General features: G+C 60.9%; 10 protein-coding genes. All 10 read right to left on the bottom strand.

Annotation, left to right across the window (positions count from 1 at the left end):
- Nucleotides 1–56 precede the first annotated feature (56 nt).
- The 10 genes from C2U37_RS17605 to C2U37_RS17555 all read right to left on the bottom strand — a co-directional run bounded on the left by C2U37_RS17605 (nt 57) and on the right by C2U37_RS17555 (nt 12258).
- Nucleotides 57–1259 carry an ISL3-like element ISAeme19 family transposase gene (locus tag C2U37_RS17605; protein WP_076611394.1) on the bottom strand — a complete coding sequence of 401 codons (1203 nt, stop codon included), beginning with the start codon at nt 1257–1259 and terminating at the stop codon, nt 57–59.
- Between the two features lie 157 nt (nt 1260–1416).
- Entirely contained in the window at nt 1417–1779 is a 363-nt protein-coding gene (locus C2U37_RS17600) for a DUF2750 domain-containing protein (protein ID WP_010674427.1), read from the bottom strand.
- 123 nt (nt 1780–1902) lie between these two features.
- On the bottom strand, nt 1903–3531 hold the full coding sequence (locus tag C2U37_RS17595; RefSeq protein WP_042017275.1) for a methyl-accepting chemotaxis protein: 1629 nt from the start codon (nt 3529–3531) through the stop codon (nt 1903–1905).
- A gap of 162 nt (nt 3532–3693) precedes the next feature.
- A complete protein-coding gene (locus tag C2U37_RS17590; RefSeq protein WP_010674425.1) occupies nt 3694–4998 on the bottom strand; it encodes an inosine/guanosine kinase in 1305 nt (434 codons plus the stop codon).
- 175 nt (nt 4999–5173) lie between these two features.
- Complete coding sequence (locus tag C2U37_RS17585; protein WP_042017277.1) at nt 5174–5566, bottom strand: MAPEG family protein; 393 nt, start codon at nt 5564–5566, stop codon at nt 5174–5176.
- 64 nt (nt 5567–5630) lie between these two features.
- Entirely contained in the window at nt 5631–6605 is a 975-nt protein-coding gene (hemH, locus tag C2U37_RS17580) for a ferrochelatase (RefSeq protein ID WP_042017278.1), read from the bottom strand.
- Nucleotides 6606–6724: 119 nt separating this feature from the next.
- The gene (gene adk, locus C2U37_RS17575) at nt 6725–7369 is read right to left on the bottom strand and encodes an adenylate kinase (protein ID WP_010674422.1); all 645 of its coding nucleotides are present in this window, start codon (nt 7367–7369) and stop codon (nt 6725–6727) included.
- A gap of 238 nt (nt 7370–7607) precedes the next feature.
- A complete protein-coding gene (gene htpG / locus C2U37_RS17570) occupies nt 7608–9521 on the bottom strand; it encodes a molecular chaperone HtpG (protein ID WP_042017279.1) in 1914 nt (637 codons plus the stop codon).
- 497 nt (nt 9522–10018) lie between these two features.
- Nucleotides 10019–10621 (bottom strand): recombination mediator RecR, encoded by a 603-nt coding sequence (recR, locus tag C2U37_RS17560; protein ID WP_039038914.1) that lies wholly within the window; start codon nt 10619–10621, stop codon nt 10019–10021.
- A 656-nt stretch (nt 10622–11277) separates the two neighbouring features.
- Entirely contained in the window at nt 11278–12258 is a 981-nt protein-coding gene (locus C2U37_RS17555; RefSeq protein WP_233735834.1) for an IS5-like element IS5 family transposase, read from the bottom strand.
- Nucleotides 12259–12913: the final 655 nt, after the last annotated feature.

Raw genomic sequence — 12913 nt, 5'->3', positions numbered from 1 at the left:
GGACGGGTGCAAAGGCAAATCGCCTTTTCATGGCCCATGGCGGCCATAAAAAAGGTTCATCGCGGCTTTCCGGGGAAGGCCGCCTTGATTTTCAGAAAAAAGTATTCTGAGTCCCTAAATCCATATGCCATACGCTTTATCACTTTGATCTTGTTGTTCACCCCTTCCAGCACACTCGTGTGCATCGGGTAGTTTGCACTCGCCAGGATCCCCCGCATATATTTCGATAAATTTCGACCAAATCGTTGCAGCGGCGCTAGCCCGCTTTCCTTCACCTGCCGCATCCAGCTCCGCCATCGTCGCCATCCTTCCCACACGCTCGGCGCATACCAGATGCCCTTCAACCCCTCTTTCAGCACGTACACCATCGCCAGCGGTTGATTCGCCGCCAACAGCTCCTGCAACTTCACATCCTGTTTTTCACTCAACTTCGCCCGATTACGTAGCAGCAACCAACGCGCACTTTTGACCACTTTTCGCGCCGGTTTATCGCTTTTCAGTGCATTCGCCTGCTCCACTCGCACCCGGTCCACCACCTCTCGGCCATAGCGAGCCACCACGTGGAACAGGTCGTAGACCACCTCCGCCTGCGGGCAGTGTTGCTTCACCTCCAGGTCGAACGCCGTGTTCATGTCCATCGCCACCGCTTCAATCTGCTGGCATCGCTCGCCGAGCTGCTCGAAGAAGGGACGGATAGCGGCCCGGCTGTTGCCGTGCCCCACCCACAGGACGCGGGTTCGCTCGGCATCCATGATCACGGTGGCATAGCGGTGTCCCTTGTGCAGGGCAAACTCATCCATCACCAGCCGCCGCACCTCCCCAAGTTCGATGGTGCCCACACTGGTCTGCAAACGGCGCTTGTCGATCTCCTTGATGGTGTGCCAACCGACCCCGGTGAGCTGGCTGACATGGCGGATGGGGAGGTACTGAACGAGCGCTTCAATCCAGCACTGCATGCGCCGGGTGAGGCGGGAGCCAGAGGGGAGCCAGTCGATATGTTCACTGACGCGACCACAGCGCAGACAGTCGACGCGGCGAACAGGCAGTTGTAACCAGACTTGTCGGTCAAATAGGTCTCGCTCACGCACCCGGCGGATACGTTGGTCGTGGATCAATGGCGTGGGTTGCAGGCATCGGCGACAACGGGGCAACAGGTCGGCGCGAGGCTCAAGGGTAAACAGGGTGTGATGGTTGGCAGAAAGCGCTTGGGCGATGACGGTATAACCTGGCCAGAAGGAGGCAATATCAATATGATGCACGGCGACAGCAGGGTGATGGTGGTGGTGTGTTTGGAGACAGCCAGTTTACCAGCACCCTGTCTGTCAACTTCCACTTCCCCAAGATCCCGCGAAGAACCATAAAAAAACCGGCCCCCCGAAGGGGGCCGGTTCATCACAATCCGGCAAGACGGCAGACTCAGGCGTCCAGTTCCACCAGCGCCTTGGCCAGCTCGATGGGCTCGAGCTCCTGGCCTTCCAGATCGGCGTTCCAGTTCGGGCCGACCAGCACGTCGTCCTCGTCCAGATCGTTGATCCAGATGTCCAGGAACTCTTCGAGCTCGATCACTTCCGGCTCGTAATCCGCCCACTCGTCCACGCAGTGCAGGCGGGCATCTCCTTCGGCGGACCAGAGCGGCATCACGTCCGCATCTTCGAACTCGGCGGAGCGGCACACCACCCAGTCTTCACCGTAGCGCAGACCCCACACCTGACCCGACTCGCGGACTTCTTCGATGAACAGCTGGAAATTGGCGTCAAGATTGTCAGTTAGTTTGCTCATGGGGTCTCTCTCTTGCAAAGCAATGGCAGGCTGTCGGCCAGGGCTGGCCGAGAATGGGGCAGATGGTGTCCCAAAAGCCCCCCAGACTCAAGCCTTATCCCGAAAAAGCGGGGATAAAGGCCGTCAGATGCGATATTTCGCCACCAGGGCCCCCAGCTCGTCGCAGGCCAGCGCCAGTTGCCCGGATGCCTGCTCGGTCAGCCGGTTCTGGGCCAGGGCATCCGCCGCCAGCTGGGTGATGGCCACCAGCCGCTGGTTGATCTCCTCCGCCGCCCGGCTCTGCTCCGCCGCCGCCGTGGCAATCTGCCCATTCATGGCAGTAATGGTGTGGACGGATCCATCGATGGCATTGATGGCGACATCCGCATCGCCGGCCCTGTCCGCCGTCGCGCGGGAGAGCTGCTGCAACTGGCTGATGCCGCTGACCACCTTGCCGGCCCCCTCCTGCAGCCGCTGGATCATCTGCCGGATCTCGTCGGTGGAGCTGTGGGTGCGGGTCGCCAGGGTACGCACCTCGTCGGCGACCACCGCAAAGCCGCGCCCCTGCTCCCCGGCCCGTGCCGCTTCAATGGCGGCGTTGAGGGCCAGCAGGTTGGTCTGCTCCGCCACCCCGCGAATGACGTCGAGCACGGAGCCAATCTGCTGAGTCTCCTGCTCGAGGCGGCTCACCGCCTGCACCGTCTCCACCATCTCGTCCGCCAACTGGCTGATGGACTCCCGGGTCTGGACCACCACCTCGCGGCCATGCTGGGCCAGATTGAGAGCCGAGTCCGCCGCGTCGGCGGCCTGGGCCGCGTGCTGGCCCACTTCGCGGCTACTCACCGTCATCTGCTCCATGGCGCTGGCCACCCGCAGGGTATCCTGCTCCTGGCCGGTGACGATGGCGCCGGTACGCTCCACCACCTCGGCCAGCTGGTGGGCATGCACCCGGTTCTGATCCGCTATATGCTGGCTGCGGGCCACCAGCTGCGCCATCTGGCTGGCGAAGAGGTTGAAGTTGATGCTGAGCTGGCTCAGCTCGTCACGCCCCGACTCCGGCAGACGTACCCGCAGATCCCCCTCCCCCCTGGCGATGTTGCCAAGGGCCGAGACCGAGCGGGAGAGGGGCACGACGATGCTGCGCACAATGAGGCCAACCACGGCAAACAGCAGGAGGGCCAGCACCAGCCCAATCCCCAGCAGGGTGTGCAGCACCTCCCGGTACTGGGCCTCGACGTCGTCCACATAGACGCCGGTGCCGATGATCCAGTCCCAGGGGGCGAAGCGCTTGATGTAGGAGATCTTGCGTACCGGTTCGTCCACCCCCGGCTTGGGCCAGTAGTAGGCCACCTCCCCCGCGCCCTGGGCCCGGGCCAGATCGGCGAAGGCGACGAACAGCCTGAGCCCCTGCTTGTCCTCCACCCCGGAGAGATCCTTGCCGTCCAGCTCGGGTTTCATGGGGTGCATCACCATGGTGGGGTGGCTGTCGTTGATCCAGAAGTAGTCATCGTTGCCGTAACGCAACCCCTTGATCAGCGCCAGCGCCTCGGCCTTGGCGCTCGCCTCGTCCAGCTCCCCCTTGCGTACCCTGGCTTCCAGCCCTGCCACCAGGCTGTAGGCGGTCTCCACCTGGGCCTGGGTCTGGCGGCTCTTCTCACCCATCAGCCCCTGCTGATAGATCTGCAGGCAGAAGAACAGCAGCAGTCCCAGCAGCGCCAGCACCATCAGGGTCACCAGCGACAGACGCCGACCGATACTCCATTGTCTCAACATACCCTCGCCCCGCAGCAGCTACATATCCTTAACACAAGGTATGCCGCCGCGACGCGGGCTGTCCACGATGTCAGCAAAAGCGATGCCAAAAACATGATCCAGCCCCAAAAACAAGAAAGGGTGCCCAGTGGCACCCTTTCTCGTGGTCGACAGGAAGAGGTATCACCGCTCCCAGTACACCTCTTCCAGGCTGTCTTCCTTCTCCGGCAACCCGCGGGAGAGGCGCGGGCTGCTCTGGGCCAGCACCTCGTAGCTCACCCGGTTGGCGTACTTGCACACCTGGGCCAGAGAGGAGTAGGTCAGGAATTCCGAGAGATGCTTGGCGGAGTTCGGCACGTTCATGCGGTGGTAGGCGTTCGCCACCATGTCGTGCAGCACGGCGGACAGCGCCCCGTCCCCTGCCCCGTTGGTGTTCTTGATCTTCTCCGGGCCGCCCATGTAGGGGGAGATGTGGGAGTAGATACGCGCAGGCTTGCGGCACTTGTCCCGGGCCATGGGGCGGCTGAACTCGTACATGTTGAACTCGGGGATGACGCCGGGCAGCAGGGTGTGGGTGGTCTCGCGCTTGTAGTCCTCGTCGGTGTAGCTCGCCATGTAGAGGCCGATGGGGCCGGCGGTGCAGAGCACCATGTCCGCCCAGTCCAGCGCCTTGTCGGCCGCGCCGAGGGGATCCTTTATCCCGGTCAGGGCCTCCGCCTCGTCCTCGTTCATGGCGAGCACGGTCACGTTCTCGCTGATGAAATCGCGCCACCACTGGGGATTCTCGTCGATGACGAAGCGGGTGCCCAGGGTCAGCACCACGGGCACCCCGGCCTCGCGGGCATAGCGCACCGCGGCCATGGCGGCCTCCTTCATGGGGGTGCCGTCGGCGCCGCGCACCAGGTAGGCGGTGATCACCAGGGCCGAGGCCTCCTTGATGATGGTCTCGGGGATGTGGTCCACATCCAGGTGATCCATCTTGCCGGCGTTGATGCCAAAGCTGCGCTCTCCCCCTTCGGTGATGAAGGTGAAGCAGCGTCCGACCGGGCCGTCCACCGGCTGCAGGTAGTCGAGGTTGACCCGGGAGGAGGTGTTGCACAGATAGCGGTAGGCATAGCTGCCGATGCGGATGTCCTGGCTCATGACGCCAAGCAGGATGGAGTGAGAGTCCGCCAGCACGGAGTAGTTGTGCATGGTGTTGCCGATGGTGCCACCGGCAAATTCGCTCACCACCATGTTGTTGGCCTTGAGCTCGTCGTAGACCAGCTCCGCCACCTCGTCGGAGATGAGCATGGAGTGGCCCTTGCTCAGGCCGTACCGGTTCAGGAAGTCTTCGTCCACATGGGCTTCGATATCCACCAGAGTCTGATCGATGCCCACTACATAGGCCTTGCCCAGTTCGGTGAGCTGGGAGTTCTGCGGGATCAGGGGATCACGTCTGTCGACCGGGAAGTAGTGTTTGGACTTGCGCTGACCGGGAAATTTCATGGCAATCTTCTGTGCTCTGGGGAAAAGAGGGGCGGGATTTTAACACAATCCACCACGCCGAAAAGTCGCACGATTGAATTTTGAGGTCAGTATAGACAAGGGCTTGCGAGGAAAACGTTTGACTTGGCTGCCACAAAAAACCACCCCGTGGCGGGGTGGTGTTGCGGGATGACATTCAGCTTGCCGAGAGCCCCTGCACCAGGGCCAGCACCGAGAACATCCCCAGCGACAGCCAGAAGAAGAGGGTGCCGAAGAGGCGCGGCATGTTGGGAGCCCTGGGGATCTGGATGCCGATGGCATGCAGGATGCGACCCACCAGCAGCAGCACACCGCCCAGGTGCAGCCAGAGCGACCCGACCCCCGCCAGTTCGCACAGGGCCATCAGCAGCAGAGTGAGGGGCACGTACTCGGCAAAGTTGCCGTGGGCGCGGATCGCGGCCAGCATCTCGGGGGCTTCCCCCTCCCCTATCATCACCCTGAACTGGGCGCGGCGCTTGACCACCCAGAAGGAGAGCAGCAGGAACAAGAGCCCGAGCAGGCCGGCGTAAATCAGCGTGATATGCATCATCAGGACACTCCTTTATCGTTGAATCCGAACGTCCGCCACGTCGGGCACCGGATGAGAACGGCCATCATGCCAGCTCGCGACAGATGAGGGAAACCATCATGCGGATATGGGCCTGATCGCTGTTGAGGGCCGGGATGTATTCAAACTGCTCGCCACCGGCGGCCATGAAGATCTCCCGGTTCTGCACCTGGATCTCCTCCAGGGTCTCGAGGCAATCCGCCGAGAAGGCCGGGCAGATGACATCGAGCCGCTTGACGCCGCGAGAGGGCAATTCGCCCACGGTCAGGTCCGTGTAGGGCTTGAGCCACTCCTCCTTGCCAAAGCGGGACTGGAAGCTCGCGGTCCACTGCTCCGGGGCCAGCCCCAGCGCCTCCGCCAGCAGGGCGGCGGTGCGTCTGCACTGATGACCATAAGGATCCCCTTCCCGCTCGTAGCGCTCGGGAATGCCGTGGAAGGACATCAGCAGATGCTCCCCCTGGCCGTGCTGCTCCCAGTGGCGACGCACGCTCATGGCCAGCGCCTGGATGTACTCCGGGTGGGCATGGTAATCGCGGATGAGCCGCACCACCGGCAGATTGCGCTCGGTTTTCATCGCCCTGGCCCAGGCGTCGAACACCGAGGCGGTGGTACTGACCGAATACTGGGGATAGAGCGGCAGCAGGATCACCCGGTTGACCCCCTGGGCCTTGAGGGCCTGCCAGCCATCGGCCAGCGACGGGGCGCCATAGGTCATGGCGAGCGCCACCGGCACCTCGACCCCTTCCCGCTTGAGCTCGTGCTCCAGGGCCGCGCGCTGCTGCTGGCTGATGACCATCAGAGGGGAGCCCTGCTCGGTCCACACCTGCTGATAGAGCTTTGCCACCTTGGGGGAGCGGGTCGGCAGGATGATGAAGTGAAGCAGGGGGCACCAGAGGTAGCGCGGCAGGTCGACGACCCGCTGATCGTGCAGAAACTGGCTGAGAAACGCCTTGACCGCCGCCGTGGTCGGCGCGGCCGGGGTACCCAGATTGACCAGCAAGATCCCGGTTTTCGTGGTCACGTTAGCATCCTGTCGTTCTGTGTCGTGGGAATGGAATGCAAGAAAGGGCCCGGTATGGACCCTTTTCTCACTCTCGTCGCCAGCCGGCGAACGGCTGCGTCCTGCCGGCCCTGAATGGCTTAACCGAGAATGGCGGCCAGTTGCTGGCTGACCAGATCCACCGGCTGGGTGCCGTCGATCTTGACGTAACGGGTGTTGCCCGCTTCCGCTTCCTTGCCGTAGAAACCGATGAGCGGCGCGGTCTGCTGATGGTAGACATCCAGACGCTTGCGCACTGTGGTCTCTTCGTCGTCGGCACGGATCACCAGATCCTCGCCGGTCACGTCATCCTTGCCTTCCACTTTCGGCGGGTTGAACACCACGTGGTAGGTACGGCCGGAGCCGGAGTGCACGCGGCGGCCGCTCATGCGCTTGACGATCTCTTCGTCCGGCACGTCGAACTCCAGCACGAAGTCCACGGTCACACCGGCATCCTTCATGGCTTGCGCCTGGGGAATGGTGCGGGGGAAGCCGTCCAGCAGGAAGCCGTTGGCGCAATCCGGTTGCGCGATGCGTTCTTTGACCAGGCCGATGATGATGTCGTCGGAGACGAGCTGACCTGCGTCCATCACGGCTTTGGCCTTGAGGCCCAGCTCGGTACCCGCCTTGATCGCCGCACGCAGCATGTCGCCGGTGGAGATCTGCGGAATACCGTGTTTTTCCATGATGAACTGAGCTTGGGTACCCTTGCCGGCGCCCGGAGCTCCCAACAGAACAATGCGCATACACGCTCCTAGTTGATTGGTTATTCAATTCTTGAGAAGGCAAAAAACTACACGTTTTCGCCCGTATTAACAAGCTCGCCCCGTGTGAGTGGCCAGATTATCACCACACTCCCGCCCCGTCTCTGCGACCAAAGACGCAGACGACGACCACGAAAAATGATTGAAAATGCAGCAGCGCACCAGAGGGGAACGGCCAAAAAAAAGCCCACTGTCATGCAGTGGGCCAATCACAATCACATCACGCCTGGAGTAGCAGACGGTTGATACGGGAGACGAAGCTCGCCGGATCATTGAGGCCGCCCTGCTCCGCCAGCTGGGCCTGCTCGTGCAGGAGGGAGACCCACTCGCCAAACAGGCTCTCATCCTCGATGGTGCCGAGCTTCTTCACCAGGGCATGGTCCGGGTTGAGCTCCAGGATGTACTTCTGCTCCGGCACCGGTTGACCGGCGGCGCGCATCAGCTTGATCATCTGGGTGCTCATGCCGTGGGCGTCGGTGACGATGCAGGACGGCGAGTCGGTCAGACGGTGGGTGACGCGCACCTCTTTCACCGCCTCCCCGAGGCTCTTCTTGACCCGCTCCACCAGACCGGCGTTGGCTTTTTCGGCCTCTTCCTGCGCCTGCTTGGAGGCGTCGTCTTCCAGATCCCCGAGATCCAGTTCGCCACGGGTGACGGAGACCAGCTGCTTGCCGTCGAACTCGGTCAGGTGGCTCATCAGCCACTCGTCCACCCGCTCCCACATCAGCAGCACTTCGACGCCCTTCTTGCGGAAGATCTCGAGGTGCGGGCTGTTCTTGGCAGCGGCATAAGAGTCGGCGGTGATGTAGTAAATCTTCTGCTGACCTTCCTTCATGCGGCCAACGTAATCCTCGAGCGACACGGTCTGGGCTTCGCCCTCGCCGGCGGTGCTGGCAAAGCGCAAGAGCTTCGCGATCTCTTCCCGGTTGGCGTAATCCTCGGCCGGGCCCTCTTTGAGCACATTGCCGAACTCGCTCCAGAACTTGGCGTACTTCTCGCCATCCTCTTTCGCCAGCTTGTTGAGCATGGTGAGCACGCGCTTGGAGCAGGCCTTGCGCAGGGAGGCGGTCACCTTGTTGTCCTGCAGGATTTCACGGCTGACGTTGAGCGGCAGATCGTTGGAATCCAGCACCCCTTTCACGAAGCGCAGGTAGGTCGGCATGAACTGCTCGGCGTCGTCCATGATGAAGACGCGCTGCACATAGAGTTTCAGGCCGTGCTTCTGCTCGCGGTTGTAGAGATCGAACGGCGCGCGGGCCGGGATGTAGAGCAGGCTGGTGTACTCCTGGGCCCCTTCCACCCGGTTGTGACCCCACAGGAGCGGGTCTTCGAAGTCGTGGGCGACGTGCTTGTAGAACTCCTGATACTCCTCGTCCTTGATATCTTTCGGGTTACGGGTCCACAGTGCAGTGGCGCGGTTGACCTGCTCCCACTCCCCCGGGGTGCCGACGATGGTTTCACCATCCTCTTCGCGATCCGGCGTGCCCTCTTTGTACATTTCCACCGGCACGCTGATGTGGTCGGAATATTTGCTGACCACGGAACGCAGACGCCAGTCGTCCAGGAACTCCTCTTCATCGCTGCGCAGGTGCAGGATGACGTCGGTGCCGCGACCAGCTTTGGTCACGTCAGCCACGGTGAAGGAGCCTTCCCCTTGTGATTCCCACTGCACGCCCTGCTCCGGCGCGGTGCCGGCGGCGCGGGAGACCACGGTCACCTTGTCGGCCACGATGAAGGCGGAGTAGAAGCCCACCCCGAACTGGCCGATCAGCTGGGAATCCTTGCCCTGGTCACCGGAGAGGTGCTTGAAGAACTCGGCGGTGCCGGACTTGGCGATGGTGCCCAGGTGCTCGATCACCTGGTCACGGGTCATGCCGATGCCGTTGTCCGAAATGGTCAGGGTCTTGTTCTCTTTGTCCACCACCAGGCGCACGCGCAACTGGCCGTCGTTTTCGAACAAAGAGGCATCGGAAAGCGCCTTGAAGCGCAGCTTGTCCGCCGCATCGGAGGCGTTGGAAATCAGCTCGCGCAGGAATACTTCTTTGTTGGAGTAGAGGCTGTGAGCCATCAGGCTCAGCAGTTGTTTGACTTCAGTCTGAAAGCCGTGGGTTTCGGCGTGAACACTTTGGGTCATCGACCAGTCCTCAAAACGTCGGGTTGAACAGATTCCCAAGCTAGATGGGGTTGGCCTTTCAAATATCAAGGGGCTTGCGTGCAAACTTGAGAGCAAATTTGCACACAAGCCCCTCGCTTGGCCCACACAGGCAACCCCCTCCCGGCCTCCCCCTTCACAAGGGGGAGGTGCACTGCCATCCCCTGTCTGGCGAGGAGGGTCAGATTGGGATCGAGCGTGGAGCCAATGGCGGGGTCAGCCTTGCTCTCCCCTGCCAAGGGGAGGACTGAGGTGGGGTTCGTTGCTTTCTCCCCTGCCAAAGGGAGGAGTGGAGCAAGATCCATTGCTCCCTCCCCTATCAAGGGGAGGGCCGGGTTGGGTTCGTTGCTTTCTTCCCTGCCAAAGGGAGGAGTGGGGCAAGATCCATTGCTCCCTCCCCTGCCAAGGGGAGGAGTGGGGCAAGATCCATTGCTCCCTCCCCTGCCAAGGGGAGGGCCGGGGTGGGGTCCGTGGTGTCTTTAGCTCAGGCGCTGGCGCCCCATCAGGGAGTGGGAGAGCGTGGTGCCATCCACCAGCTCCAGCTCCCCGCCCACCGGCACGCCGTGGGCGATGCGGCTCACCTCCACCCCGGCGGTGCGTGCCATGTCGGCGATGTACCAGGCGGTGGCATCCCCCTCGATGGTGGGGTTGGTGGCGAGGATCAGCTCCTTGATCTGCTCCTCCTTGAGGCGGCGCTCCAGGATATCGAGCCCCAGCTCCTCGGGGCCGATGCCGTCAAGGGGCGACAGGTGGCCCATCAGCACGAAGTAACGGCCGGAGAACTGGCCGGTCTGCTCGATGGCCGCCACGTCCGCCGGGCTCTCCACCACGCAGAGCAGGCCGTTCTCCTCACGCTTGGGATTGGCGCAGATCTCGCAGCGATCGTTCTCGGTAAAGGTGCGGCAGTGGCTGCAATGACCTATTTCGGTGAGCGCCCGGTTGAGCAGGGAGGCCAGACGCAGACCACCGCTGCGCTCGCGCTCCAGCAGGGTGAACGCCATGCGCTGGGCGGACTTGGGGCCCACGCCCGGCAAGACCTGCAGCGCCTTCATCATCTCATCGAGCAGGGGACTGAATTTCATGGGGATATCCTTTAAAGCCGCGCCGAAGGAGTGATTCGACCCGCTTGCCTGAAGCGGCGCCGACTCCTCCATCCGAACCTATCTTGTTGGCGCAGGACTATACCCGAGCCGGCCCCGAGCGCCAATGGCCGATCCCGCCACAGTGCCTGACGGCCCAACATCACCCCGGTCGGGGCGCAGCATTGAGCGGCAACCTCCCTTTCCCCTCTTCCCACAACCCAGATCACACCATGATTGCCAAACCAATTCCGGGGAAACCGGGAAACCCTCCCAGATTGCCCCAACTCACTCCCCACCAGCCTCCAGACAAGCCAGCACGGCCAGAAACCAGGCCCACATTGTTTGGTTTTTCTATTCGATAACCAGTTATCGTTTAACAAAACCAAACAATGAATGCCCTCTTGAGGTCCCGATTTATGACGTTGCGCCGGTTTTCAACGGCTCCCCCTTCTGTTTTTTCACTAGCCGATTAGTATGACTCACGCGACAACCAGCTCCGTTGAGGCCGTTACTAGGGAAGGTGCGAATAAGCGGGGAAATTCTTCTCGGCTGACTCAGTCATTTCTTCATGTTTGAGCCGATTTTTTCTCCCGTAAATGCCTTGAATCAGCCTATTTAGACCGTTTCTTCGCCATTTAAGGCGTTATCCCCAGTTTTTAGTGAGATCTCTCCCACTGACGTATCATCTGGTCCACCCGAAACAGGTTGACCAGGGTGAATAACATCGCCAGTTGGTTATCGTTTTTCAGCAACCCCTTGTATCTGGCTTTCACGAAGCCGAACTGCCGCTTGATGATGCGAAACGGGTGCTCCACCTTGGCCCGGATGCTGGCTTTCATGTATTCGATGTTGATGGTCGTTTTGTTCTTGCGTGGATGCTGTTTCAAGGTTCTTACCTTGCCGGGGCGCTCGGCGATCAGCCAGTCCACATCCACCTCGGCCAGCTCCTCGCGCTGTGGCGCCCCTTGGTAGCCGGCATCGGCTGAGACAAATTGCTCCTCTCCATGCAGCAGATTACCCAGCTGATTGAGGTCATGCTCGTTGGCCGCGGTGGTGACTAGGCTGTGGGTCAGGCCACTCTTGGCATCGACACCAATGTGGGCCTTCATGCCAAAGTGCCACTGATTGCCTTTCTTGGTCTGATGCATCTCCGGATCGCGTTGCTGCTCTTTGTTCTTGGTCGAGCTGGGAGCCTCAATGATGGTGGCATCGACCAAGGTGCCTTGAGTCATCATGACGCCTGCTTCGGCCAGCCAGCGATTGATGGTCTTGAACAATTGGCGGGCCAGTTGATGCTGCTCCAGCAGGTGGCGGAAATTCATGATGGTGGTGCGGTCCGGCAAGGCGCTATCCAGGGATAACCGGGCAAACAGACGGATGGAGGCGATTTCGTACAGAGCATCTTCCATCGCGCCATCGCTCAGGTTGTACCAATGCTGCATGCAGTGAATGCGTAGCATGGTTTCCAGCGGATAAGGTCGCCGGCCACTACCAGCCTTGGGGTAAAACGGCTCGATGACTTCCACCATGTTTTGCCATGGCAGAATCTGCTCCATGCGGGACAAGAAAATCTCTTTTCTGGTCTGACGGCGCTTACTGCTGAATTCACTGTCGGCGAAGGTAAGTTGATGACTCATGATGAACCCTGTTCCATGGCTCCAGATGACAAACATGATCTCATATCAGGGACTTGTTCGCACCTTCCCTTGATTAATTAACCGGCCCACATCCATGCTTCACCATCCCTGGCCACGGATGACCTGTCTCTCCGGCCGCGTGCGCCACCAAGCCGGCCACAAGCTTTCTTAGTGGCGTACACCACTCGCCGGTTCGACGAGATGCCCTCTTTAATCCGGCAGTTCCACCTTCACCCCCCATGGAGCTGGTAGCCTGCTTTTCTCCTCTGCCATGCACCTGCCCCTCCCCACACCTTGGCCAGGGGTCGGCAACCCCACCTGCACGCAGCCGGTGCGAAAAGCCGCCAACAATGTGCGAAAACGGCTCGATCCCCCTCCCGTTTTAAGGGGAAAAACCAGTGATAAATATTGCCCGATAGGGAGCCAGAGAAAGCGTTGGCAGGGAAATTTATACCGAGGAATATTCCGTATTTTGCGCATTTACGCATTCCTATTCGCCACATAATTTACCAACAAAAAAACAACTGATAACATCTTTTTACATTTTAAAGCATATAAAAAACATGATTCAGTGACCCCCGTTTGCTCGTCCCGGCAGCCAGGATCACCGGATCGGGATTGAAACCATCAGCCAACTACTCATCGAGCAGACACC

It is taken from the genome of Aeromonas sp. ASNIH1 (assembly GCF_002934285.1).
GTDB classification, from domain to species: Bacteria; Pseudomonadota; Gammaproteobacteria; order Enterobacterales; family Aeromonadaceae; genus Aeromonas; species Aeromonas caviae.
This window is presented reverse-complemented; position numbering and strand designations above follow the sequence as displayed.

What these genes read in the sequence shown, in the direction of transcription:
- adk (WP_010674422.1), bottom strand. Translation starts at nt 7,369, where the DNA reads ATGCGCATTGTTCTGTTGGGAGCTCCGGGCGCCGGCAAGGGTACCCAA.
- C2U37_RS17585 (WP_042017277.1), bottom strand. Translation starts at nt 5,566, where the DNA reads ATGATGCATATCACGCTGATTTACGCCGGCCTGCTCGGGCTCTTGTTC.
- C2U37_RS17590 (WP_010674425.1), bottom strand. Translation starts at nt 4,998, where the DNA reads ATGAAATTTCCCGGTCAGCGCAAGTCCAAACACTACTTCCCGGTCGAC.
- C2U37_RS17555 (WP_233735834.1), bottom strand. Translation starts at nt 12,258, where the DNA reads ATGAGTCATCAACTTACCTTCGCCGACAGTGAATTCAGCAGTAAGCGC.
- htpG (WP_042017279.1), bottom strand. Translation starts at nt 9,521, where the DNA reads ATGACCCAAAGTGTTCACGCCGAAACCCACGGCTTTCAGACTGAAGTC.
- C2U37_RS17600 (WP_010674427.1), bottom strand. Translation starts at nt 1,779, where the DNA reads ATGAGCAAACTAACTGACAATCTTGACGCCAATTTCCAGCTGTTCATC.
- recR (WP_039038914.1), bottom strand. Translation starts at nt 10,621, where the DNA reads ATGAAATTCAGTCCCCTGCTCGATGAGATGATGAAGGCGCTGCAGGTC.
- C2U37_RS17595 (WP_042017275.1), bottom strand. Translation starts at nt 3,531, where the DNA reads ATGTTGAGACAATGGAGTATCGGTCGGCGTCTGTCGCTGGTGACCCTG.